This window comes from Escherichia sp. E1V33, assembly GCF_004211955.1.
Taxonomy (GTDB): Bacteria; Pseudomonadota; Gammaproteobacteria; order Enterobacterales; family Enterobacteriaceae; genus Escherichia.
The window spans coordinates 284,197-309,235 of record NZ_RHJI01000005.1; the positions used below are offsets into that span (position 1 = coordinate 284,197).

Genomic DNA, 25,039 nt, shown 5'->3' on the forward strand with positions numbered 1-25,039 from the left:
GCTATTATTGAAAGGATATCATTATTATCGTAGAACGCTTTCAGAGCGACCGCTTATAAGGAAATGATTATGCGCTACAGCAAATTGACCATGCTTATCCCTTGCGCACTGCTACTCAGTGCTTGTACCACCGTCACACCTGCCTATAAAGATAATGGCCCCCGTACGGGCTCTTGCGTCCAGGGCGGGCCTGACAGCGTGGCCCAGCAGTTTTATGACTACCGCATTTCGCACCGCAGTAACGACATTACTGCTCTGCGCCCATATTTAAGTGACAAACTGGCAACTTTGCTGAGTAATGCCAGCCGCGATAACAACCATCGCGAATTATTAAGCAGCGATCCGTTCTCCAGTCGTACCACCTTGCCTGACAGTGCACAAGTTGCCAGCGCCTCCACCATCCCAAATCGCGATGCGCGCAATATTCCGCTGCGGGTAGAGCTGAAACAAGGCGACCAGAGCTGGCAGGATGAAGTGTTGATGATTCAGGAAGGACAGTGTTGGGTGATCGACGATGTGCGCTATTTAGGTGGCAGCGTACACGCATCTGCCGGCACTCTGCGCCAGTCCGTTGAGAACCGCTAAAACCTTGATTAAACGATAACCCCCGTAAATTGTCTGGCATTCTGTGAAGAATGCCGACATTTATGCTCGCCGCCCTTCGCCGCCGTTATTTTGTGCTATGTTTATTGAATAATGCGCTTTGCTTTTAACTTTTAAAGCAGAAATATTGCATAATTATTCTGTCAAAGGTACTATCTTCGACTTCAATAGCTATCCGACTGCCAGTATACGAGTGTCAATGAGTATTCAATTAAACGGCATTAATTGCTTCTACGGCGCACATCAGGCGCTGTTCGATATCACGCTGGATTGCCCGCAAGGCGAAACGCTGGTGTTACTTGGCCCCAGTGGCGCGGGGAAAAGCTCGCTGCTGCGTGTACTCAATCTGCTTGAGATGCCGCGCTCCGGTACGCTCAACATTGCAGGCAACCATTTCGATTTCACTAAAACGCCCTCAGACAAAGCGATTCGCGATCTGCGTCGTAACGTCGGCATGGTGTTTCAACAATACAATCTGTGGCCGCATCTTACGGTGCAGCAAAACCTGATTGAAGCGCCCTGCCGCGTATTGGGGTTGAGTAAAGATCAGGCGCTGGCCCGTGCAGAAAAATTGCTGGAACGTCTGCGTCTGAAACCTTATAGCGATCGTTACCCGCTGCACCTTTCTGGTGGTCAGCAACAACGTGTTGCTATCGCCCGCGCGCTGATGATGGAACCGCAGGTACTGCTGTTTGATGAACCGACCGCCGCGCTGGACCCGGAAATTACCGCACAAATCGTCAGCATTATTCGTGAGCTGACGGAAACAAATATTACCCAGGTGATCGTCACCCACGAAGTAGAAGTGGCGCGTAAAACCGCCAGTCGTGTGGTGTATATGGAAAACGGTCACATCGTAGAACAAGGCGACGCGAGCTGCTTTACCGAGCCGCAAACCGAAGCATTTAAAAACTATCTCTCTCACTAAGATTCGGGATAACAACAATGAAAAAAGTTCTGATTGCCGCGTTAATTGCAGGTTTTAGTCTTTCCGCCACAGCTGCCGAAACCATTCGTTTTGCTACCGAAGCCTCTTATCCTCCGTTTGAATCGATGGACGCGAATAACCAGATCGTCGGTTTTGACGTCGACCTGGCGCAGGCATTGTGTAAAGAGATTGATGCAACCTGTACTTTCTCTAACCAGGCGTTTGACAGCCTGATCCCAAGCCTGAAATTCCGTCGCGTAGAAGCGGTAATGGCCGGGATGGATATCACCCCGGAACGTGAAAAGCAGGTACTGTTTACCACGCCGTACTATGACAACTCTGCCCTGTTTGTGGGTCAGCAGGGTAAATACACCAGCGTTGATCAGCTGAAAGGCAAAAAAGTCGGCGTACAGAACGGTACGACTCACCAGAAATTCATTATGGATAAGCATCCGGAAATCACTACCGTGCCATATGACAGCTACCAGAACGCAAAACTGGATCTGCAAAACGGTCGTATCGACAGCGTATTTGGCGACACCGCAGTGGTAACCGAATGGCTGAAAGATAACCCGAAACTGGCGGCAGTGGGCGATAAAGTGACCGATAAAGATTACTTCGGTACTGGTCTCGGCATCGCAGTACGCCAGGGCAACACTGAGCTGCAGCAGAAATTCAACACTGCGCTGGAAAAAGTGAAGAAAGATGGCACTTACGAAACCATCTACAACAAATGGTTCCAGAAGTAATTCCTGATGAATGAATTTTTTCCTTTAGCAAGCGCCGCCGGGATGACCGTCGGCCTTGCCGTCTGTGCATTGATTGTCGGACTGGCGTTGGCGATGTTCTTTGCGGTGTGGGAGTCTGCAAAATGGCGTCCTGTCGCGTGGGCAGGTTCAGCGCTGGTAACCATTCTACGTGGCCTGCCAGAAATTCTGGTGGTGCTGTTTATCTATTTTGGCTCCTCACAGCTGCTGCTGATGCTTTCGGATGGCTTCACCATCAATCTTGGGATCGTACAGATCCCGGTGCAGATGGACATCGAGAACTTCGACGTTAGCCCGTTCCTTTGTGGTGTCATCGCTCTGTCGCTGCTGTATGCCGCCTATGCCTCGCAAACGCTGCGCGGCGCGTTGAAAGCGGTACCGGTGGGCCAGTGGGAATCTGGTCAGGCGCTGGGGCTGTCGAAATCGGCTATCTTTTTCCGTCTGGTGATGCCGCAGATGTGGCGTCATGCGCTGCCTGGCCTCGGTAACCAGTGGCTGGTGCTGCTGAAAGATACCGCGCTGGTCAGTTTGATTAGTGTGAATGATTTAATGCTACAAACCAAAAGCATCGCTACCCGTACCCAGGAACCATTTACCTGGTACATTGTGGCGGCGGCGATTTACCTGGTGATCACCCTGTTGAGTCAGTACATTCTCAAACGCATTGACCTGCGCGCGACACGTTTTGAGCGGAGGCCTGGCTAATGTTTGAGTATTTACCCGAACTGATGAAAGGGCTGCACACCAGCCTGACGCTGACGGTTGCCTCGCTGATTGTGGCGCTGATTCTGGCGTTGATTTTTACCATCATCCTGACGCTGAAAACGCCGGTGCTGGTGTGGCTGGTGCGTGGTTATATCACACTGTTTACCGGCACGCCTCTGCTGGTGCAGATCTTCCTGATTTACTACGGGCCGGGCCAGTTCCCGACGTTGCAGGAATATCCGGCACTGTGGCATTTGTTGTCAGAACCGTGGTTATGTGCGTTGATTGCGTTATCGCTGAACAGTGCGGCGTATACCACGCAGCTGTTTTACGGTGCCATTCGCGCGATCCCGGAAGGTCAATGGCAATCCTGTAGCGCTCTGGGAATGAGTAAAAAAGATACGCTGGCGATCCTGCTGCCGTATGCCTTTAAACGCTCACTCTCTTCTTATTCCAACGAAGTGGTGCTGGTGTTCAAAAGTACCTCTCTGGCTTACACCATTACGCTGATGGAAGTGATGGGTTACAGCCAGTTGTTGTACGGGCGCACCTACGATGTGATGGTATTTGGCGCGGCGGGGATTATTTACCTGATCGTTAACGGCCTGCTGACGCTGATGATGCGTCTGATCGAGCGTAAAGCGCTGGCATTCGAACGGCGGAATTAATGTGGCTGCGTACATTCGCCGGGGGTTTTGTAGGTCTGATAAGACGCGCCAGCGTCGCATCAGACATCAGCACGGTGCCTGTGCCGGATGCGGCGTGGACGCCTTATCCGGCCTACATAGTGCATAAATTCTTATAATAAAGACGGACAACTCACTAAGTTGTCCGTCTTTTTTTATTTCATGCAAATTATTTAATCATATTTATTGCATATAAATTCACTTGATGGCATTGTTATCCCATGCCGCAGACACGGCCAATAATCATAAGATTGACAGACGGGAGTTCCATCATGAAAAAGTTAGTTCTTGCCGCATTACTGGCATCCTATGCGTTCGGCGCTTCTGCCGCAGAGAAAATCAATTTTGGCGTATCAGCGACCTATCCGCCGTTCGAGTCGATGGATGCCAATAACCAGATCGTCGGCTTTGATATCGACCTGGCAAAAGCGTTATGCAAACAGATGCAGGCAGAATGTACTTTTACCAATCACGCGTTCGACAGCCTGATCCCGTCACTGAAATTCAGGAAATATGACGCCGTAATCTCCGGTATGGATATCACACCAGATCGTAGCAAGCAGGTATCGTTCACCACGCCCTATTACGAAAACTCAGCCGTCGTGATTGCCAAAAAAGATACCTACAAAACGTTTACCGACCTGAAAGGCAAACGCATTGGGATGGAAAACGGTACTACGCACCAGAAATATATTCAGGATCAGCACCCGGAAGTGAAAACTGTCTCCTATGACAGTTATCAAAATGCCTTTATCGATCTGAAAAATGGCCGTATTGATGGCGTATTTGGTGACACTGCGGTGGTTAATGAATGGCTGAAAACCAATCCGCAACTGGGCGTTGCTACTGAAAAAGTGACCGATCCGCAATACTTCGGCACCGGCCTGGGTATCGCTGTACGTCCGGATAACAAAGCTCTGCTGGAAAAACTGAATAACGCGCTGGCAGCAATTAAAGCTGACGGTACATATCAGAAAATCAGCGATCAGTGGTTCCCGCAATAATTATTCATTTGCCGGAGTGGGCGAACACCCACTCCGGCAAAATCACTTCTCTACGCTAATCCCAGGCGCTGAAACTGCTCTGGTGGCGCATCATTATCTTTCATCAACTGAATCAGCAACGCGATCATCCGTGACTCGATCACATCATCATGAATTGGATGTAGCTGCTGCGGATCGTTTTGCAGATCAAACAGCAAATGACCAAACTGATTCAACCCCTTATATTTTTCCTGTGCCGGGATGCGTAATACCTGTAACCCTTTGGTAAAACGAAACGGTGGGGCCAGCGATAAAGCCCGCATCTCATCCACCGGATAGCGGCTGTTCATTTTGCAGGACATCAACGTGTAGTTGGCAATATCATCCTCACGCCCCGGCAGCGCTGCACGCATATAGACAAAACGCCCATCGGTTACGTTAACATGACCACTGAAGACACCAAACATCGCCGAGCTGCGTACTGGTTCATCGTGACTGACCGTTTTCGCCAGCGGTTGCCCCTGCACATCGGGCGGCACTGGCTGTTGAAAAAAGTCATACAACGTTGGCGCCCAGTCGATCATTTGTACCAGTGCCTGGCGCCGCTCTCCTTTTACACCACTGCGCGGGTCCCAGATAAACAACGGATTATTGGCAACTTCGTTGTAATAAGGCATCTGGTTTTTCGCCCACCAGCCATGCTCACCGAGTAAAAAGCCGTGGTCAGTGCCGACAATCAGCATGGTATCTCGCCACAGATCGTGCTCATCCATCAGGTCGAGAATGCGCCCCAGGTTGCGATCGCACATCGACACCAGCGAACGATACCGGCAACGGATGTGCTCCACGGCCTCGTCGCTCTCCTGCACCCGGCCACGCGGCCAGTCATAATGCGGTCCATCCCAGTTATCTTCATACAAGGAAAGATACTCTTCCGTTGTGTGAAACGGCTCGTGCGGATCAAACGTTTCGACCTGCAATAACCAGTTATCTTCCGCGTGATTTTTGTGGATAAAGGCACAGCCTGAATCAAACACTTTAGTTTGTGGAAAATCCGCTTCCTGCTGAATATATTCCCGGTTTGCCCAGTCATGGCGCCACAGACCAGAAACACCGCCACCGGTCTGCTTTTGCGGCACCCGTAGCACCTCGGGAATAGGCGGTTGCGCAACGCTCGCATGCCAGTGATCGCCTTCCTGTCCGCGCACAATCTCCCACGAACTGTAGCGATTATGATAATTCCCGCCGCCATCTTCCCAGTAATGCAAATGATCGCTTATCAGGTGGGTATAGATCCCCGCCTTTTTAAGCAGCTCCGGCATGGAGTCGTCAAACGGTTCTAACGGCCCCCACTCCCGATGCAGGAAGTTACATCGCCCGGTATGCAACTCCCGCCGGGCAGGCATACACGGCATACTGCCGACGTAACTGTTTTCAAAGGTGGCGGCATGAGCCGCCAGACGTTGGAAATTAGGCGCTTTGGTTAACGCATCGCCATAAGGTGGCAGATAACGTTTATTCAGACTATCGAACAGTAGAATAATCGCTCTCATTACGCCCTACCTTATTGATTAATTAAATGCGGAAAATGTTGCTGAACCACTTCATAAATTTGCTGACCAATAGTTTCACCGTCCATAATATTCTCTATAGGAATCAAATATTGCCCTTGTTTCGGGTCAAGACTAACCACATCGAGTAATTTTTTGGAAATAGCAAAAATATCCGCCCAGTCGGTAAATCCGCCGACTTCACCTGCGGCGGTATGTTCCATTTCAACTTTGAAATCATATTTGGTCAGCGCTTTTTTAACGACCGTTTGTAACATAACGCTACTGCCTACACCGTAACCACAGACAAACAGAATATTAATTGTATCTTTCATTTTTAAACCCTTAATATTTAATTAACCCGCGTAAGGACCAAGATGGAATGTTGCAGCGATAAATTTCAGAACTTCACAAATAGCAGGCCATACGGTTGCCCAGTCAAATATTCCTGTCCAGCCGACGCCATTTTCAGCAAGCCCGGTTAACGGAATAGCCCACACCGTACCGAAGGTCTGAATAATACCCAGCAAGAACGTACAGATAATTACGGAACGGTATCCGCCCATGCGGTTTGCTAATACGCCAATTGGACCGCCAGAGAAAAACAGAGGTACAAAGCCAGGCAATACCATAATTGGGCTGTGAACCAGTAATAAGATCCCCATCGAAAAAATGGTGCCAAAAGTACAGAAGACGAAGCCTAACGTTGCCGCATTGGGTGAAAAAGGCAACAGCGCGGCAACATCGACAGCAGGAATAGCGTTAGGAATAAAGCGATCTTGCCAGCCTTTAAACGAACCGTTAATTTCACCGACCATCATGCGCACACCCTGCAGCAGAATGACCATATACATGGAGAACTGTAAGCCAAGGTTGATGATATAGATATACCAGGGCTTGCCTTTCGCCATTAACTGGACATTATCGATACCCGTTGATAGCAAGAAACCACCGACAAACAGCGTCATCACAATGGCGATAGCCGTCACGTTGTGGTTAAAAATCGCCAGCCAGCCGGGGAGTTTCAGGTTTTCAGCATCGTGCTTTTCGGGGTCACCAAATTTATGGGCGAATTTGGAGAAAAACCACAATCCCAACATCTGGTTATGAGCAATGGTAAAACCGGCATCTTTGGTAACTTTGGCAATGGGCTTAACAATGAGCGTGGTGGAGAACGCCCAGAATACACCCGTTAATATTCCGGCAATAATAATGGATGTAGTCCAGCTAAAACCCAGCCAAAAGACAATCAACCATAATACCGCCTGAGAATGTGAAACACCGGTATTCCCTGTCAAAAATATCCCTTTGGCACCAGTATACCGACCAAATAATACCAGCAGCAGGTTGGTAAAAAACGCCAGTACAAATACATACCCGACATAACCAAAATTATCCCCCAATGCAATTTGCGTTGCCGCTTTCATTGCGTAGGAATCCATTAAATATCCGTGAACACCATAGGCTTTACTTACGGCTTCTGCTACCGGTTTAAATGTTGCGGAAAACTGGAAACCACCAAATAACACCATCATTAATCCCACCATGGCGCTGACCATGCCGGTAATAATTTTTATTGGCGATTTCTTATCAAGGGCATAACCAATACCCACCAGCAAACCAATTAAAATTGCCGGTTCAGTTAAAAACGTTTGAATAACATCTATGAATTTGGCAAACATCGTCGGAACGCCCTCCATAAGCGTACATTTCCGTTGTCAATGCATGAACCTTCTGCTGACGTTAATAATGTCTCAGGAAATTTTGTGTTTCGCTAAGCAATGCCTCTGTATGTATTCGGTAAGTGCACTGTAGTAATCAAAACAGTTCAATTAAAGATCTTATTTGATTATTTGTGATTTGATTTGCAAAAATAGAGCAATATATAACCGTGATCGATCGGTTATTATTAATCGATCGATCACGATTATTATTTTGAGTGAATAGTTGTTGCCGAAAAATTTACTGCCGTGATGTATTTAAATTTTTACCAGCAGCGTCAACACTTCATAATGCGCGGTGTGAGGGAACATATCGAAAAGCTGCACCCGTTCAATGCGATAACCAGGCAGTTCTCGGATATCTTTCGCCATGGTTTGGGCGTTACAGCTGGAGTAGATGATAAAACGCGGTGCCATCGTTGAGAGATAATCACACAGCGGTTTACCAATGCCGCGGCGCGGCGGGTTAACCAACACCAGCTCCGGTACCTCCCCCTGAGCGGTGGCAAACTGAGTGGAGTCCAGCGCCTGAAATTGCAAACGTGTTAAGCCCAGTTCAGCGGCTGACTGCTTTGCACAGGCAATGGCCTCTGGCGCAATTTCGATCCCGGTTAATTGCATGTCAGGCGTCGCGCAGTGTAAACCAAAGCCCCCCACACCGCAGAACAGATCCCACATATGTTTAACCGGCAGCTGCCGTACCCAGTCGCGCGCGGTAGCGTACAGCTGGCTGGCGACCGCCGGATTAGTCTGGAAGAAACTTTGCGGACGGATCCACAGCGGCACATCGTTAAAACGCTCTGCCAGCGCCTGTTGTTCAGTCAGGTAAATCTCCGTCTCCCCTTCCATAATCGCCATATGTACCGGCTGAATGTTGACGGTAATAACTTTCAGCTGCGGCAGTTGTTCCTGTAACCACGGCAGCGCCTTACGCAGTTGCGCCAGTTTGGTTTCAGAACGCAGTACAAAGCGCAGCATCATACCGCCATCTGTTTGGCTTTCGGTCAGCAGAATGTATTTCAGTTCGCCACGCTTACGCGCCACGTTATAAGGCGTTAGCCCCGCACGAGCGATAAACGGTTTTAGCGCCGCAAAAACGGGCGCAAATGAGGCAGGATAAAGCGGGCAGTCGCAAAGGTCTTCCGGCGTGCCGTCGCGATGCAGCATACCGAGCAGTGGTTTTTCAACGCTACCACTCACCACCATTTTGGCTTTATTACGAAACCCTTGCTCCGGGCCAGACACCGGCGCGCACCATTCCACGACCGAAAAATCGGCGAGCAGATTTTTAAGATCGGCGGTTTTAGAGGAAAGTTGCTCTGGAATCGGCTGCGTTATCCACTGACAGGAACGACAGCGACCCGCGTCGTAAAGTGCGCACTGCATACATTGACCTTCACATCATCAGGGGCGACGATTATACACATTATTGCAACTGGAAGAACCGCCGACTGGCGGCGGGAAAGAACAGCAGCATCAGGATAAGCATATCCGGCAGCTTCTGCAGCATCAGGCTATGGAAGATTTCACGTTTCGATTCACCGGGAATACTGAACAGCTCCGGATAACCATAACCGAGCGAGGCCGCCCACAGATAACTGGCGGCCGTGACTTGAGTCAGCAGATACAGCCAGCGCGCCCAGCGACGCCCTTTCACCAGTGAAAACGCACACCAGATCTCAATAAAAACCAGCACCAGACTGCTTAAAAAGACCAGCGTTAAACTCCAGGTTTGTACGCTGCGATGAATGAATTCGCCAATACCGCGCACGCCCAGCGTATTGAAAATCATCAGCACGTCGAGGCCACGGATCATAATAATGGCGAGCGCCGCCACCTGCACCAACGCAGGCACATTCAGGCGAGCATGAGATGAAGATGTTTTCTTAAAAAATCCCAACGTTTCGTCTTCCATGAAAACAATGCCGCGACATGCGCGGCATTATGTAGCCAGGTTGGCAAATTTTAGTGTCTTCAGCCACGTCTTGCACGCTGGATATCGCGTATCCGCTGTTTTTCTGCGCGTGCCATCAGATACCAGGCGATAAATCCGACAATTCCGACCGCACCGAGGATCAATGTTGCCAGGGCGTTGATTTCCGGATTCACCCCCATCCGCACGCTGGAGAAGACCAGCATCGGTAACGTGGTGGCTCCCGGCCCGGAAACAAAGCTGGCGATCACCAGATCATCAAGCGACAAAGTAAAAGCCAGTAACCAGCCAGAAATGATCGCGGGCATGATCATCGGTAGCGTAATGACGAAAAACACTTTCAGCGGCGTCGCACCGAGATCCATCGCAGCTTCTTCTATCGAGCGATCCAGTTCCCGCAGACGCGAAGAAATAACGACCGCCACATAAGCCGTACAGAAAGTGACATGCGCCAGCCAGATGGTGAGCATGCCGCGATCCGCTGGCCAACCAATGGCGTGTGCAAGCGCGACAAACAATAGCAATAACGACAAGCCCGTGATCACATCTGGCATCACCAGCGGCGCGGTGATCATAAAAGCAAAACCATTTGATCCCCGAAACCGTCCAAAGCGTACCAGCACCACCGCCGCAATAGTCCCGAGGATCGCCGCCGCCGTCGCCGCACAGGCCGCAATTGTCAGGCTTAAACCAACCGCACTCATCATCGCGTCATCGCGCAATAACTCACCATACCAGCGCGTTGACCAGCCGGCCCACACCGTCACCAGCTTCGAGCTGTTAAACGAATAGATAACCAGCATCAGCATTGGCGCGTAGAGAAAGGTGAAACCCAACAGCAAAATCACAATTCGCCAGGGCGAACGAACCACCGGTAAATTATTCATCCGTGTTCTCCCACGCTTTTTTGCTGATGTTTGTGGAACCACATTATCGGCACGATTAGCAGCAACAACATGACAATCGCCACTGCCGAGGCTACTGGCCAGTCACGGTTATTGAAAAACTCCTGCCACAGCACGCGGCCAATCATGATGCTATCCGGACCGCCGAGCAGTTCCGGGATCACAAACTCGCCTACCGCAGGAATAAAGACCAACATCGAACCGGCAATAATTCCGCCTTTGGTAAGTGGCACAATAACAGTAAAGAACGTTTTCAACGGTCGTGCGCCGAGATCCAGTGCCGCTTCCACCAGCGAATAATCAATACGCGTCAACGCGGTGTAGATTGGCAGCACCATAAACGGCACATAGGCGTAAACAATGCCAATATAGACCGCCAGATTGGTGTGCAAAATGGTCAAAGGTTGATCGATAACCCCCAGCCACAGCAGAAAATTATTCAGCACACCGTTGTTTTTTAATATTCCCATCCAGGCGTAGACACGAATCAGAAACGAGGTCCACGACGGCAGGATCACCAGTAGCAATAAGATATTACGGGTCGAAGGCTTACTGTGCGCCACCGCCCACGCCAGCGGATAACCGATCAGTAAACAGCAAATAGTCGAAATCGCCGCCACCTGTAACGACTGGAGATAAGCATCGAAATAGAGCGGATCGTCGGTCAGTTGCAGAAAATTACCGAGATTAAGAGTGATGGAAAGTTGCCCGTCAGCCCACTCCATCAGTTCGGTATAAGGCGGAATGGCTCGCGCCATCTCAGCAAGGCTTATTTTAAAGACGATCAGAAATGGCAGCAGAAATAGCAAAATCAACCAGATATACGGCAGCGCAATCACCAGTTTGCGCCCGTGCTTCATCTGCCACTGCGTAAGCCACTGTTTTAACCCGCCCGGCAGGACAGGAGGTTCAAGTGTACTCATCTTTGCTCCTTAAACCGTCAGCACCACACAACTGTCCACTTCCCAACATAAACGAACTTCATCACCCCAGGTCGGTAGCCCTTTGCGGTGACGATGCGCGTTTTGCAGCTGGGCGCTAATCATCTGCCCGCTTTTCAGACGAACGTGATACACCGAAAGATCGCCGAGGTAGGCAATATGTATCACCTCCCCTACCGCGAAGTTGCAACCATTGGCGGGCGGTTCCTCGCAAAGCATGATTTTTTCTGGACGCAGCGCCACATGCACCGGCACGTTATCGACTATCGAGGCATCCGGGTCTACTTTTAGCGGATGGACCAGCCCCGGCGAATAGAGCACAAGGCCATCTTCCTGACGCTCTTTGAGTACACCTTCAAAGACGTTAACTGAACCAATAAACTCAGCGCTGTAGCGCGTGGTCGGATGCTCGTAGATCTCTTCTGGTTCGCCAATCTGGACAAATTTCCCGCGATTCATAATGGCGATACGTCCCGCCATAGTCATCGCCTCTTCCTGATCGTGAGTAACCATTACGCAGGTCACGCCGACACGCTCCAGAATATCTACCACTTCAAGCTGCATCCGGTCGCGAAGCTTTTTATCCAGCGCCCCCATCGGCTCATCGAGCAGTAATAGTTTCGGGCGCTTGGCAAGGCTTCGGGCCAGGGCCACACGCTGGCGCTGTCCACCGGAAAGCTGATGCGGTTTGCGTTTAGCGAACTCCTGCATATGCACCAGGCCGAGCATCTCGTTAACCCGGCTGGCAATTTCCGCTTTCGGTAGTTTGTCCTGCTTCAGGCCAAAGGCAATGTTCTGTTCCACGGTCATATGGGGAAACAACGCGTAAGACTGAAACATCATATTGATGGGGCGTAGATAAGGAGGAACCAGTGACAGGTCGACGCCATCAAGCATAATCTGCCCGGCAGAAGGTTGTTCGAAACCTGCCAGCATACGCAGCAGCGTGGACTTGCCACAGCCGGATGCGCCCAACAGTGCAAATATTTCGCCTTTGTAGATGGTCAGGCTGACATCATCGACCGCATGCTGACCATCGTAAGATTTGGTCAGATTGCGGATTTCTAAAAACGGCGTCAGCGCCTTACGGGTTTTCGCCTGCGGGCGAGGGATAGCGTCATTCACGGCTGCTCTCCGGCATTGAATGTGTGCAAGCGCACCATGATGGTGCGAATTGCCGGCGGGTGTGGTGCGCCGTCCGGCATCTACGGCTGCGGATTATTTTCCGCTCTTCACTTTGGTCCACGCGCGGGTGCGCACACGGTCGATTTTCGGGTCCTGCACTTTCAGAGTGAACAACTTCGCACGGACATCCGCAGGCGGATAAATTCCTGGGTTATCACGGACTTCCGCACTCACCAGCGGCGTAGCTTCTTTGTTAGCGTTGGCATAGAACACATGGTCGGAGATATGCGCAACCACATCCGGACGCAGCAGATAATTCAGGAACTGATAGGCTTCGTCTTTGTTTTTGGCATCCGCAGGCATGGCGAATACATCAAAGAACGCCATCGCCCCTTCTTTTGGAATCGAGAACGAGACATTCACGCCATTCTTCGCTTCCTTCGCGCGGTTTGACGCCTGCCAGACATCACCTGCCCAACCAATCGCCACGCAGATGTCACCATTCGCCAGATCATTGATGTATTGAGATGAATGGAAATAACGAATGTTCGGGCGCAGCTTTAACAGCAGATCGGTTGCCGGTCCGGTGTAATCATCTGCTTTAGTGCTGTTGGGATCTTTGCCGAGATAATTCAACACGGTAGCAAAAACTTCTTCTGGCGCATCCAGGAAAGAGACACCGCAGCTTTTCAGTTTTTCCAGATTTTCAGGTTTGAGGATCAAGTCCCAGCTATCGACTGGCGCGTTTTCGCCCAGTACCGCTTTGACTTTATCGACGTTATAGCCAATTCCAGTGGTCGCCCACATATACGGCATGGCAAATTTATTGTCGGGATCGTGTTTTGCCACCAGCTTCAGCAGCTCCGGATCGAGATTCTTCCACTCCGGCAATTTGCTTTTATCCAACGGCTGGAAAACTCCCGCTGTCAATTGGCGTTCGAGAAAACTGGCTGATGGAACGACAAGATCAAAGCCGGTGCTACCCGCCATTAACTTGCCTTCCAACACTTCGTTGGAATCGAAAACATCGTAGACGACCTTTATACCCGTCTCTTTCTCAAAATTTGCCACTGTATCCGGGGCGATATAATCAGACCAGTTATAAATGTGGAGTGTTTTTTGTTCAGCCGCGAGCGTGCCGACAGAGACGGCCATCAGAGCACCTGCAACCAGACCCGATAGCCATTTTTTATTTAAGGCGGTCATATCTCTTTCCTTCTGAAAGTTCGTTAACAAACGAACAAAAGTTTTTACAGTGAAAGATATGCAATAAACGTGCATATTTTTTATCGGCGCGGCGCAAGAAAAGAGAACTCTCTCCTGGCCAGCATTGCTCGCTATATAAAAGCATCGCAAGAATAACTTTAGCCAGGGTTTGAAACTATAGCTGTAATTAAAAAACAGTATTTAACAAATTTTTATGCGTATTTGCTCTATGTGATAAAGCAAGTTCGGCATAAGATAGGTGAAAAAATCTTTAATGGAGGGTTAAATTTAGCAGGAAATATTATAATGCGCAGTCACTGCGGCAGCGACTGCGTGCTCAAAAAGAGTTATCAGTGTAGGAAATAGTTTTCGGTAACGTTAGTTTGCCCTTCATCGTCAGTCGGCAACAGCAGTTGATGGGCATTGGCTTCAAGGATGACCATCGAAATCTGCTCTTCGCTCTGGCGTACGAACCATGCAAACTGTTCATAGGTTACGCCCTGCATAACGGATAAAGACTGGCAAACCACCAGCTTTGGCAGATTATCATCCTGCATATCAAGAAATGCTTTCACAGTCAGCGAACTGGCATTGATGGCCGATAAATCCGCCGCCAGCGGCAACACGGCTGAAGGTCTGACTTCCGCCATGGCAGAAAACAGGATCGTGTTATCAATCAGGTCGATTTTGGCATCAAAGACACCGTCGAAATTCTGCATATGGGGCAGATGTAGCGCCTGACAGTTATCACATTCAAAAAAACTCATCCCCAGGTCATCGAGCCATTGACGCAACGTATCCAGACCAGGAACGACCAGCGATGTCATAATTTTGTACAACCTCTTCTGATAAAAAGACTGAGACAGCTTACGCAAAAAGCGCAGGCAAAACCATGATCAGTCCCGTTATTGCAGCTAACCACCGGTTTTTAAGCAATATTCTGCCGTTGCGTGGCGCTCAATCCAGCGGATCATTTTACCCGCGATGTCGATACCGGTGGTTTTCTCTATCCCTTCCAGACCGGGCGACGCATTCACCTCCATCACTAGCGGTCCGCGATTTGCACGCAGAATATCCACACCAGCAACATCCAGCGCCATCGTTCGTGCGGCTTTTATGGCGATTTCACGCTCCTGCGGCGTAATACTGGCAATACTTGCCGCGCCGCCACGATGCAAATTGGAACGAAAATCGCCCTCTTTCGCCCGCCGTTCAATCGCAGCGACCACTTCATCGCCAACAACCAGACAGCGGATATCACGCCCTTTTGCTTCTTTTATATATTCCTGCACCAGAATATGAGCGTTAAGACCCCGAAAAGCGTCAATCACGCTTTCTGCCGCCTGACGCGTCTCCGCCAGCACCACACCAATCCCCTGCGTGCCTTCGACCAGTTTGACCACCAGAGGCGCACCACCGACCATCTCGATTAAGTCGCTGGTATCATCCGGCGAATGCGCAATTCCTGTTACTGGCAGGTCAATACCCTGTCGTGCTAACAGTTGCATGGAACGCAATTTGTCACGCGCACGGGCAATGGCGACCGATTCATTCAATGGATAGCTCCCCAGCATTTCGAACTGGCGTAACGCCGCCGTCCCATAAAAGGTAATGGCGGTGCCAATGCGCGGGATCACCGCGTCGAAATGGGGTAGCTTGCGGCCTTTATAATGAATAGAAGACGCTGCAGGATTGATGTTCATGTAGCAAGAAAGCGGATCAAGAATTTCAACCAGGTGACCGCGCTGTATGGCGGCTTCACGCAGCCGCTTACATGAATAGAGCGTTCCATCCCGGGACAATATGGCAATTTTCACCCTGCACCTCTCTGTCAGACTTGGTCAAAAGCCCGCGTATCATACATCGGCCTTACGGTTTTAGCGCGTCGCCCAACCTTGTTTATGTAAATAATCGAGAATAAAAGGACGGCTTTCTTTGATAATCGTCCGACGAATATGCTCGCTCCAGGTATCCCGACGATTATTGCTGCCACGGGTGAGATAATATTCCGCCAGTTGCTCGTCATACTGAGCCAGAGCGTCTTTATCCAACGGTTGATAGCTGTTTTCATGCACCACAATAGAGGCGGGTAAACGCGGTTTGAGATCCGGTTTATCCGCAGGCCAGCCAAGACACAGACCAAACAGCGGCAGAACATGCTTCGGTAACTTCAGTAGTTCTGTCACTGGTTCGATATTATTGCGTAGTCCACCAATATATACACCGCCCAACCCCAGAGATTCCGCTGCTGTTAACGCATTTTGCGCCATCATCGCCGTATCAACTACACCGAGCAGCAACTGTTCCGCCAGGCCAAGTTGGGCATCCGGGCAGATCTGTAAATGACGGTTAAAGTCGGCACAGAACACCCAGAACTCTGCCGCTTGCGCCACGTGTTTTTGCCCACCAGTCAGCGTTACCAGTTCTTCACGTAACGCTTTGTCGGTAATGCGAATAATGCTACTGCATTGCAAAAAACTAGAACTGGAAGTCGCTCGGGCACTGTTGATAATCGACTCACGTTGCGCCTCAGAAATGGGTTCATCAGTGAAATGGCGAATGGAGCGATGGCCACAAATAAGTTCAATGGTTGGCGTCATTATCTTTTTCTCTTTCTGAACGTGAAGATTCCAGTGGACGGTTCATCAGTTGTGGGGCAAGCCGTTTCGCCACCTGAAGAATAACCACCACCGCAGCGGGAAGCATGAGCAAAACACCGAGAAAAATCATCAGAATTTGTACCTCTGGCGTCGAAAACGGCACCGGAAGCGAAAGGTGATGACTTAACGACAGCAGCGCCGTCATCAGTAACATCATGCCGATGAATTCCAGTATCAACACGCTTTTAGGTAATTTACCGATTGCGCGCATAAGCTTCCCTCTGCAAAGTGAATTGCTATTTTAAAACCTTTCGTTGCGTTGTGCTTAACAGTTATAGCTTTAGTCAATCGATGCAACAGGTTAAACCTACTTTCAGCGAATAAGTTTTGGCGTAATCATGACGGACATAAACAGATGAGGAGAGAAACAATGCAAACCGTTATTTTTGGTCGTCCGGGTTGCCCTTACTGCGTGCGTGCTAAAGATCTGGCAGACAAACTGAGTAATGAACGCGATGACTTTGAATATCAGTATGTTGATATTCGTGCAGAAGGGATTAGCAAAGAAGATTTACAACAGAAAGCGGGTAAACCAGTAGAAACCGTACCGCAGATTTTTATCGATCAACAACATATTGGCGGCTTTACCGATTTTGCTGCGTGGGTGAAAGAAAATCTGGACGCCTGATCGCCTGACAAGCCCTCTGTATTGAGGGCTTTATTCATTTTTTCTGTGGTGTGGTTTGAACAAACTGCTGATAAACAAGAAACACAATGCCCCCAGCGCACACCAGAACACGGCGCTCAATAACCACGCCAGCTCTTGCCAGAATGAGCGTGTCGGTGAAAAAAACAATCGCATAATTAACATTGAACACGGTGCCGCCAGCATTGCGCCAAACAGCGGTTTAAGGACTTCTCTACGCTGCGAAAAAAAACTGGCAACCGCCCCAGGAAGAATGAAAAACAGCAAGCCGATTTCAGGATGCCCGGCAGCCCGAAAAGCGCCTTTCATATGCGTCGCCAGGAACAGGCTCACTACAATGAAGAGGACAAAACAGCAAATTGCCCCCGCCCAACGTTGTTTATGTTTCACTCGCTCCTCCTGACACTGCCTCTATCGAACACATTTTCGCCACTATGGCGCTCAGTAAGATAAAGCCGCTTCGCATTCCATGCTAATATAGGCCAACGCAATTTTTATAGCCGTTGGTACTTAATGTGATTACACTAGTAAAATATATTGTTTCTTTACTATTGCTTATGTGCGCTGAATGAATCCGCGCCCTGATTTCAGGTAAAAACATTATCTTAAATTACCATTTCTTTCAACAGCTTACTCGTAAACAAGAAGTTAGTCTCCGTGAATATAAACGTCGCCGAATTGTTAAATGGGAATTACATTCTGTTATTATTTGTAGTCCTTGCGCTTGGACTATGTCTAGGAAAATTACGACTTGGTTCAATCCAACTGGGTAATTCCATTGGCGTTTTAGTCGTATCCTTACTATTAGGGCAGCAACATTTCAGCATTAACACCGACGCGCTTAATCTTGGCTTTATGTTGTTTATTTTCTGCGTCGGAGTCGAAGCCGGACCCAACTTTTTTTCCATTTTTTTTCGCGATGGGAAAAATTACCTAATGTTAGCTCTGGTAATGGTTGGCAGTGCGCTGGTGATAGCCTTAGGGTTGGGTAAGCTGTTTGGCTGGGATATCGGTCTGACGGCCGGTATGTTGGCAGGCTCAATGACTTCAACACCTGTTCTGGTCGGTGCTGGCGACACATTACGCCATTCCGGTATGGAAAGCGGACAGCTCTCCACAGCACTGGATAATCTAAGCCTCGGGTATGCCTTAACCTATTTAATTGGCCTGGTGAGTTTAATTGTCGGCGCACGTTATTTACCGAAGCTGCAACATCAGGATTTACAGACCAGCGCCCAACAAATCGCTCGCGAACGTGGTCTGGACACCGATGCCAGCCGAAAAGTTTATTTGCCGGTGATCCGCGCCTACCGTGTCGGCCCGGAACTGGTAGCCTGGACCGACGGCAAAAATCTGCGTGAATTGGGTATTTATCGCCAAACCGGTTGCTACATTGAACGTATTCGTCGTAACGGGATTCTGGCAAATCCGGATGGTGACGCCGTTCTGCAAATGGGCGATGAGATAGCGTTAGTGGGATATCCAGACGCTCACGCCCGCCTCGATCCCAGTTTCCGTAACGGTAAAGAAGTTTTTGATCGTGACCTTCTCGACATGCGTATTGTCACTGAAGAGGTCGTCGTCAAAAACCATAACGCTGTAGGTAAACGTCTTGCACAACTGAAGTTGACCGATCACGGTTGCTTCCTTAACCGCGTCATCCGCAGCCAGATTGAGATGCCAATTGATGACAACGTTGTGCTTAACAAAGGTGATGTTTTGCAGGTGAGCGGCGATGCCCGTCGCGTGAAAACTATTGCTGACCGCATCGGCTTTATCTCGATTCACAGCCAGGTCACAGACCTGCTGGCATTCTGCGCATTCTTTGTTATTGGCCTGATGATCGGGATGATCACCTTCCAGTTCAGTACATTTAGCTTCGGCATGGGTAACGCTGCTGGCTTGTTATTCGCCGGCATTATGTTGGGCTTTATGCGTGCTAACCACCCGACCTTTGGTTACATTCCGCAGGGTGCATTAAGCATGGTGAAAGAGTTCGGCTTGATGGTATTTATGGCAGGCGTTGGTCTGAGCGCCGGTAGCGGCATTAATAACGGCCTGGGCGCGATTGGCGGTCAGATGTTGATTGCCGGATTGATTGTCAGCCTGGTGCCGGTGGTTATCTGCTTCCTGTTCGGCGCCTATGTACTACGTATGAACCGCGCGCTCCTGTTCGGCGCGATGATGGGTGCGCGCACTTGTGCTCCGGCAATGGAGATCATCAGCGACACCGCACGCAGTAATATCCCAGCCTTAGGTTATGCGGGTACTTATGCAATAGCTAACGTACTGCTAACGCTGGCCGGGACAATCATTGTCATGGTATGGCCAGGACTCGGATAAAACTGAAGTTGCCCTGAAAATGAAATTTTTTTGTACAATCGGCGAACTTTTCTTCGGGGCATCAGTCTTAATTAGTGCCACTGCTTTTCTTTGATGTCCCCATTTTGTGGAGCCCATCAACCCCGCCATTTCGGTTCAAGGTTGATGGGTTTTTTGTTGCCTGAAATTTATGCCGTTTAAAATCATGACGTTAGAAGCACTGTTTTTTAACGATGGCGACAAAATGGCGGCAGCGTCAAAGAGAGAGCGCCACCTGTCCTGATTTCATTGGATGCGGCTGAACCGGATTTGACTCTTTTGGCGTTGCAATCGAACGAACAAAAGTTTCATGGGTTACAAAAGTATGGCTGCAGTTAATGTTCTGGCACTGGTTGTAACGCTCTTTGGTCAATGAAGATACCTGAAAACTGCTGCGAGTATGGGCGGCACTTCCACACAGTGGGCAAATCATCATTTTTCGAGTTCTCCCCATTTTTGCTAAATTCACAATAATGATACCGCATTATTCCATTTTGCAAACTTAAAAGTTCTCCATTGCGAAGAATCATTCCATTTCGAAATCATCAATCCTCACTTCAAGTTCCAGACTGGTCGTAAAACCGTTATCCGGGCTGACGGTATGCGTCAGAGTCGTAATGGTCCATTCCGCATCATCTATCGGCTGTTTAAAGCCACTGACTTTCACTGGCATTTCCGTGTAGAGATCTGCTCGCCCTTCCGCCAGTTGTAGCGAGAATGACGCAACGCCGCGTTGCAGGCGTTCCCACTGCATTTTCGCTGCCCGTTCGGCGTTACTCCGATTGGCATAGGTGCGATTAAGTACCAGCACGTTTTCATCCGTCCCCACCAGGTAATCGCCCTGCTTCGCTTCCGGCTCTTTCTTCTGCTTCTTGGTCCTGCGCTTACGCTTCACGGTAGTGTTTTCTTTCTTCGCGGGTTCACGGGTATGCAACCAACTGGCAATTACGCCCGTATAGGCTCCGCGATCTGCCAGGGTAAAGCGGTGACTGTCGCCGTCCATACGTGTGATAGTGATAACCGGCAGTGGTTTACCGCTGGCGCTTTTACCCTGTCCCTGCCGGATGAATAACAGATTGCCATTTTTCACCGACGCAATAGCACCGTACTGGCGCGCCAGCCGCATCAGAAAACTGCCGTCACTCTCATTAGTCTGGTCTATATGCTCCACGGGCTTATCCGACAGGTCTTTACCCAGTGCCATCTTCAGCTTGTGACGTACGGCTATTTCCTTCACTACTTCCCCGACGGTGGTCTTGTGCCACGACTTTTCACGGCGGGTATTCAGCGTTTCACGAAAATCAGCACTTCGCGCCCGAATAGTCAGGCGGTCCGGTGCGCCAGTGTGTTCAATCTCGTCCACCGTGAATGCCCCTTTCGGGAAAAGCGGCTGCCCCTTCCAGCCCAGCGCCAGCGTAATGACCGCACCACGGCGCGGCAGCACGATTTTTCCGTCGGCGTCGTCCAGCTCCAGATCAAGCTGGTCCGCTTCAAAGCCCCGGTTATCCGTCAGCGTCAGCCCCATCAGGCGGTTGTCCAGCACAGTGGTGATATCCTTGCCTTCAATACTGATGCTGAATGCCGGAGTTTTGTTGCCTTTGTTAAGCAGATCAGAGCTGAAATTCACGACAGCAGCCCTCCCACCGTTTTACTAATATCGCTTAAGGCAGACGTTGCCATATCCTGCAAATTATTCAGCTGCGAACTGAGATCACCGAACATATCGGACAGGGATTCATCCACCCGTTTGAGCGACAGGGTAAACTCAATCCGGCGCGGCATACCGTCGCGGAAAAACTCCGTTTTAGTCTGATTCAGTCCCTCAATCACATACATGCCGTAAATCGTGCCGCTGCCTTCAATCAGGGGCCATGCTTTCCCCTGTTCTGCCATCTGCTCCAGTGCCAGCAACGACAGCCTGCCGCCTGTTATCTCCGGCATAAGAACGCCAGAAAGCGTCAGCATGTCGTTATCCGGTCCCAGAAACTGCGTTGACGGGCGTCGGTTAACCCGGCTGTTTGCCGCATGTCGCCAACTGCGCTGATACTGCAGTTCCTGATACGGCACAGTGCGCAGCATAAACACGTACAATCCCAGCACCATCATCATGCGTCGTATCCCCCCTGATCGCTGTAGTTACTCCTGGCTTTTGCCTTCAGCCTGCGTTCACGTTCATCAAGCTGGCGTGCCACCTCCCGCGCAATATCCTGCGCACTTTGTCCTGGCTGCGTCTGGATGATGATCTGCGTCGGTGCCTCAATCCATTGAACGGGCGGCACAGTGGCTGCGCGACTCATCATCGCTTCACCACTTTTCGCGGGAAGCGCCAACGGATGCAACGGTGGAAGTTCTGCAGGCGCGGCAGCAACGCCCATCATTCCGGCAACAACGGCAGCCAGTGCGGCTGTATTTCTCCGGCTGGTCACATTTGCCGGGCCGTTAACAATTTCCGGCCCGTTTTCACCGACGATGCCAAACTGCCCGCGCGGGATATAGCCGCCGCTGTCATACATCCCCGCAAAGCCATATCCCCATGACGGAAAACCACCCGATGGCATCATCACTTTACCGTCTACATTCACCGTCGCAGGTTGCTGACGCGTCACGCTTTCCGGCAATTTCGCCTTTGCGGCCTCTTTACTGACAATGCCGAGTTTCTCCAGCAACCAGGAAACGCCGGATTTCAGGGAGTCCAGCGGATGCATGACCATATTCAGCCCTTCCGCCAGTGCCTCCCCGAATCGTCGCCCCATTGCCGCTGCGTTCTGCAGTTCGGCAGAGGTCGACTTAACGGGCGTCAGCAGATCAGTAAACCAGCCCCACAACGCCTGCACTTTGTCGCCAATCCACTGAAACACAGGCTTAAGTGGTTCGAATGCTGCACTGATGGGACCTGCCGCCGCTTTGAATCCTTCCACCACACCAGCGAGAAATGCGGTGATGGGTTGCCAGTATTTCCAGACAACCAGCGCCACGCCCGCCAGTGCAGTAACCACAAGACCTATCGGACTGAGCAGAGCACCTAACAGACCAGATATGGCATACAGGGCAACGCGCAGCATCGCCAGCGGACCGGATGCCAGTACTCGCAGCACCGCGCCTGCGGCAGCCAGTCCACCGCGTAGTGCTGCCAGTGGATTCATAAACATCACAGCAACAGCACGTAAACCGGATAATCCAGACCGCAATAGTGCAACCGGCGCACCTGCTACAGTTTTCAGGACATTCCCCGTCAGTGATGCCGTGCGACGCAAAGACGACAACGGCGCAGTAAGTAAACCTGCGGCGTTGCCCGATGAAGCAAGCCCGCGTCGCAGCACTGCCAGTGGTGCGCCTGCCAGCCAGGACAACGCGTTGCTGGTTCGGGTTACTGCTGCCGTAACGGAAGGTAACGTTTTGATACCCAGCACAGAGAATCCCAAACGGATCACTGCCAGCGGCCCCAGCACTGCAGCCAGCGCCACCGCTAAGGTGCCGAGGCCCACGGTAACGGCAGCCACCACAGCGGCTACTTTCATCAGTGTACCCGTCAGTTCCGGGTTAGCTTCCACCCAGCGGCGCAACGCCCCCGTGATGCTTTTCACCGTGTACAGAATATCCATCAGCGGCTGGCGCAGCGTTTCGCCCAGGCTGCTGAAGGTGTTCTGCGCTCCGGTTTTGACCAGCAACCACTGAGCAGAAAGTGAGTCTTTGTTGATGTCGGATTCTTTCTGCATGGAACCGAGCGCATCATTGCCCGCTGTCAGTTTTAGCTGGCGCTGCAGTTCCGGAAGGTTGTTTGCCAGTTTCGCCGCGTCATCACCAAACTCTTTACCAAACAACATGGTCATGGCAGACAGACGCTTGTCCTGCGGCAGTGCGTTCACCTTCTCCAGCACGCGCTGGATGGTTCCCATCGCATCCTTCGTCATCTGCTTTTCAATCACTTCAGGATTGAGTTTCAGCAGATTCATCCCTTCAAAGAAACTCTTGCTTTGCATGGTGGCAATAGACAATTCACGCACCATCGCGTTTGCTGCACTGGCTGCAACCTCTGGCGCAGCGCCCAGTGTCAGGAAGGTGGAACCCAGCGCCGCCGCTTTACGATAATCCAGACGGTCAGCCACACCACCCAGGCGTTGCATGACATCAATGATATCTGCCCCTTTCGACATGGCGTTATCATCCAGATAGTTCAGCGCATCACCGAGCTGTTCAATATTGCGGGTAGGGATTTTGTAGAGCTGGGCGATTTTCCCCAGACTTTCTGACAGTTCATCCGCTGGCAGCTCAAAGGCTGTTGCCGCCTTTGCTGCCGTACTGGCGAAGGCCAGCAGGTCACGTTTCTGGTCTTCCCAGCTGTCGTCAGGGTTTGCGACGTTCATGCGCGCACCACCTTCAACCAGTGCGGCGAAGTCCACAGCACCGTTTTCCATCGGCAGCTGTTCGCTGGCAGCCTTGATGGCATCCTGCATTTCGTAAAAACGCGCGGTGCGGTTGCCATTATCGTCACGCAGACCATTGACCTGCTTTGCCACACCTTTCATGGCATCTTCCATGCTGGTATAGCTTTTTACTGCCGCCATCACTGGTGCGCCCATTGCCAGCCCTGCAGCCGTGGTGGTGGCTCCAGCACCTGCAATACGATCACGCACCTCCAGCGAACGGGCATAACTGGCACGCGCTGCATTCATCCTGCGCTGAGCTTCCCCCAGTCGCTTCAGCCGCGCCTCCTGTTTCGACAGTTCCTGGTTATAACGTGATGTTTCACGGGCTAAACGAGCGGTTGCTCCCGCATCGTCTTTCGCAGAAATTCCCGCCCGGTACAGCTCTGCACGCACAAGCGCCGTTTGCTTCTGCAAATATTTTTGTTGTTCTTCCAGGCGTTGGACTGCCAGCGTTTGCCGACCTAAAGCCACAAGGTGCCGTTGTGATGGTTGTTCCATCGCCTCCAGCTCAGAGCTAAGCAAATTAGCCTTCTGTCTGGCATAGTTCAGCCTGTCGCCTAACTTCTTGTTATCGGCCTGCAGCTTGCGAAATTTTTCCAGGCTGTTACCCGCCTGATTGAGTTGCTTTAATGCGTCACGGGAGTTTCTGATTGCGCCAGCCAGCTCTTTCGAACTGGCCTGTGCAGCACGGAATGGGCGGGTGAGTTTGTCAACCGCATTAAGAATGACCTGCAGGCGCAGGTTATTATCACTCATCGTTGGCCCCGCTTCTCTGAATCGCTTTATACCGCCATTCCAGCACTTCGGTCAGCGGCATAACGTCAGTAACGGATGGCGGCCAGTGAAAAATGGTGGCGATATCTGCCACCAGATCGTCAACCGTCAGGCTGTC

Annotated in this window: 27 protein-coding genes; 8 read left to right on the top strand and 19 right to left on the bottom strand. The window is 50.7% G+C overall.

The window, feature by feature from the left end; all coding sequences use genetic code 11:
- Positions 1-69 precede the first annotated feature (69 nt).
- The 6 genes from D9742_RS05835 to artJ all read left to right on the top strand — a co-directional run bounded on the left by D9742_RS05835 (position 70) and on the right by artJ (position 4,693).
- A complete protein-coding gene (locus D9742_RS05835) occupies positions 70-585 on the top strand; it encodes a lipoprotein (RefSeq protein ID WP_130236285.1) in 516 nt (171 codons plus the stop codon).
- Positions 586-802: 217 nt separating this feature from the next.
- The gene (artP, locus tag D9742_RS05840) at positions 803-1,531 is read left to right on the top strand and encodes an arginine ABC transporter ATP-binding protein ArtP (RefSeq protein WP_130236286.1); all 729 of its coding nucleotides are present in this window, start codon (positions 803-805) and stop codon (positions 1,529-1,531) included.
- 17 nt (positions 1,532-1,548) lie between these two features.
- Positions 1,549-2,280 (top strand): arginine ABC transporter substrate-binding protein ArtI, encoded by a 732-nt coding sequence (artI, locus tag D9742_RS05845; protein ID WP_105273391.1) that lies wholly within the window; start codon positions 1,549-1,551, stop codon positions 2,278-2,280.
- A 6-nt stretch (positions 2,281-2,286) separates the two neighbouring features.
- Positions 2,287-3,003 (top strand): arginine ABC transporter permease ArtQ, encoded by a 717-nt coding sequence (gene artQ, locus D9742_RS05850; RefSeq protein WP_130236287.1) that lies wholly within the window; start codon positions 2,287-2,289, stop codon positions 3,001-3,003.
- Positions 3,003-3,671, top strand: coding sequence for an arginine ABC transporter permease ArtM (gene artM / locus D9742_RS05855; protein WP_000464489.1), 669 nt, complete (start codon positions 3,003-3,005; stop codon positions 3,669-3,671). Before artQ ends, artM begins: the two co-directional genes overlap by 1 nt.
- A gap of 290 nt (positions 3,672-3,961) precedes the next feature.
- Entirely contained in the window at positions 3,962-4,693 is a 732-nt protein-coding gene (gene artJ, locus D9742_RS05860) for an arginine ABC transporter substrate-binding protein ArtJ (RefSeq protein ID WP_130236288.1), read from the top strand.
- A 50-nt stretch (positions 4,694-4,743) separates the two neighbouring features.
- On the opposite strand, the gene D9742_RS05865 is transcribed toward artJ, so the two are convergent.
- The 13 genes from D9742_RS05865 to D9742_RS05925 form a co-directional block, all read right to left on the bottom strand.
- Positions 4,744-6,225, bottom strand: coding sequence for a sulfatase (locus D9742_RS05865; protein WP_130236289.1), 1,482 nt, complete (start codon positions 6,223-6,225; stop codon positions 4,744-4,746).
- An 11-nt stretch (positions 6,226-6,236) separates the two neighbouring features.
- Positions 6,237-6,557 (bottom strand): PTS sugar transporter subunit IIB, encoded by a 321-nt coding sequence (locus D9742_RS05870; RefSeq protein ID WP_000655510.1) that lies wholly within the window; start codon positions 6,555-6,557, stop codon positions 6,237-6,239.
- 21 nt (positions 6,558-6,578) lie between these two features.
- A complete protein-coding gene (locus D9742_RS05875; RefSeq protein WP_000399304.1) occupies positions 6,579-7,922 on the bottom strand; it encodes a PTS sugar transporter subunit IIC in 1,344 nt (447 codons plus the stop codon).
- A gap of 279 nt (positions 7,923-8,201) precedes the next feature.
- Positions 8,202-9,329, bottom strand: coding sequence for a 23S rRNA (uracil(747)-C(5))-methyltransferase RlmC (gene rlmC / locus D9742_RS05880; RefSeq protein WP_130236290.1), 1,128 nt, complete (start codon positions 9,327-9,329; stop codon positions 8,202-8,204).
- Positions 9,330-9,369: 40 nt separating this feature from the next.
- Positions 9,370-9,858: a YbjO family protein gene (locus D9742_RS05885; RefSeq protein WP_032222674.1), complete on the bottom strand. Its 489-nt coding sequence runs from the start codon at positions 9,856-9,858 to the stop codon at positions 9,370-9,372.
- Positions 9,859-9,917: 59 nt separating this feature from the next.
- Positions 9,918-10,763: a putrescine ABC transporter permease PotI gene (potI, locus tag D9742_RS05890; RefSeq protein WP_001061658.1), complete on the bottom strand. Its 846-nt coding sequence runs from the start codon at positions 10,761-10,763 to the stop codon at positions 9,918-9,920.
- Complete coding sequence (gene potH, locus D9742_RS05895) at positions 10,760-11,704, bottom strand: putrescine ABC transporter permease PotH (protein ID WP_130236291.1); 945 nt, start codon at positions 11,702-11,704, stop codon at positions 10,760-10,762. Before potH ends, potI begins: the two co-directional genes overlap by 4 nt.
- Before the next feature lie 9 nt (positions 11,705-11,713).
- The gene (potG, locus tag D9742_RS05900) at positions 11,714-12,847 is read right to left on the bottom strand and encodes a putrescine ABC transporter ATP-binding subunit PotG (RefSeq protein ID WP_130236292.1); all 1,134 of its coding nucleotides are present in this window, start codon (positions 12,845-12,847) and stop codon (positions 11,714-11,716) included.
- A gap of 93 nt (positions 12,848-12,940) precedes the next feature.
- Entirely contained in the window at positions 12,941-14,053 is a 1,113-nt protein-coding gene (potF, locus tag D9742_RS05905; RefSeq protein ID WP_000126075.1) for a spermidine/putrescine ABC transporter substrate-binding protein PotF, read from the bottom strand.
- 350 nt (positions 14,054-14,403) lie between these two features.
- Entirely contained in the window at positions 14,404-14,880 is a 477-nt protein-coding gene (locus D9742_RS05910; RefSeq protein ID WP_130236293.1) for a YbjN domain-containing protein, read from the bottom strand.
- Positions 14,881-14,967: 87 nt separating this feature from the next.
- Complete coding sequence (gene rimK, locus D9742_RS05915) at positions 14,968-15,870, bottom strand: 30S ribosomal protein S6--L-glutamate ligase (RefSeq protein ID WP_130236294.1); 903 nt, start codon at positions 15,868-15,870, stop codon at positions 14,968-14,970.
- Between the two features lie 60 nt (positions 15,871-15,930).
- Positions 15,931-16,653 (bottom strand): nitroreductase NfsA, encoded by a 723-nt coding sequence (gene nfsA / locus D9742_RS05920; RefSeq protein ID WP_130236295.1) that lies wholly within the window; start codon positions 16,651-16,653, stop codon positions 15,931-15,933.
- Positions 16,637-16,924 (bottom strand): DUF1418 family protein, encoded by a 288-nt coding sequence (locus D9742_RS05925; protein ID WP_130236296.1) that lies wholly within the window; start codon positions 16,922-16,924, stop codon positions 16,637-16,639. The genes nfsA and D9742_RS05925 overlap by 17 nt, the downstream gene beginning before the upstream one ends.
- Positions 16,925-17,083: 159 nt before the next feature.
- On the opposite strand from D9742_RS05925, the gene D9742_RS05930 reads away from it, so the two are divergent.
- The gene (locus tag D9742_RS05930) at positions 17,084-17,341 is read left to right on the top strand and encodes a GrxA family glutaredoxin (protein ID WP_064530149.1); all 258 of its coding nucleotides are present in this window, start codon (positions 17,084-17,086) and stop codon (positions 17,339-17,341) included.
- A gap of 30 nt (positions 17,342-17,371) precedes the next feature.
- On the opposite strand, the gene D9742_RS05935 is transcribed toward D9742_RS05930, so the two are convergent.
- Positions 17,372-17,749, bottom strand: a complete 378-nt coding sequence (locus tag D9742_RS05935; protein ID WP_130236297.1) for an inner membrane protein YbjM — start codon at positions 17,747-17,749, stop codon at positions 17,372-17,374.
- 267 nt (positions 17,750-18,016) lie between these two features.
- On the opposite strand from D9742_RS05935, the gene D9742_RS05940 reads away from it, so the two are divergent.
- Positions 18,017-19,702, top strand: coding sequence for an aspartate:alanine antiporter (locus tag D9742_RS05940; protein WP_130236298.1), 1,686 nt, complete (start codon positions 18,017-18,019; stop codon positions 19,700-19,702).
- Between the two features lie 235 nt (positions 19,703-19,937).
- Here the strand turns inward: D9742_RS05940 and D9742_RS05945 are convergent, their stop codons facing one another.
- The 5 genes from D9742_RS05945 to D9742_RS05965 form a co-directional block, all read right to left on the bottom strand.
- On the bottom strand, positions 19,938-20,156 hold the full coding sequence (locus D9742_RS05945; RefSeq protein WP_000972391.1) for an ogr/Delta-like zinc finger family protein: 219 nt from the start codon (positions 20,154-20,156) through the stop codon (positions 19,938-19,940).
- A 90-nt stretch (positions 20,157-20,246) separates the two neighbouring features.
- Positions 20,247-21,347, bottom strand: coding sequence for a phage late control D family protein (locus tag D9742_RS05950; RefSeq protein ID WP_130236299.1), 1,101 nt, complete (start codon positions 21,345-21,347; stop codon positions 20,247-20,249).
- On the bottom strand, positions 21,344-21,829 hold the full coding sequence (locus D9742_RS05955; protein ID WP_130236300.1) for a phage tail protein: 486 nt from the start codon (positions 21,827-21,829) through the stop codon (positions 21,344-21,346). The genes D9742_RS05950 and D9742_RS05955 overlap by 4 nt, the downstream gene beginning before the upstream one ends.
- The gene (locus D9742_RS05960) at positions 21,826-24,903 is read right to left on the bottom strand and encodes a phage tail tape measure protein (protein WP_130236301.1); all 3,078 of its coding nucleotides are present in this window, start codon (positions 24,901-24,903) and stop codon (positions 21,826-21,828) included. Before D9742_RS05960 ends, D9742_RS05955 begins: the two co-directional genes overlap by 4 nt.
- On the bottom strand, positions 24,896-25,015 hold the full coding sequence (locus tag D9742_RS05965) for a GpE family phage tail protein (protein WP_000763311.1): 120 nt from the start codon (positions 25,013-25,015) through the stop codon (positions 24,896-24,898). Before D9742_RS05965 ends, D9742_RS05960 begins: the two co-directional genes overlap by 8 nt.
- Positions 25,016-25,039 lie beyond the last annotated feature (24 nt).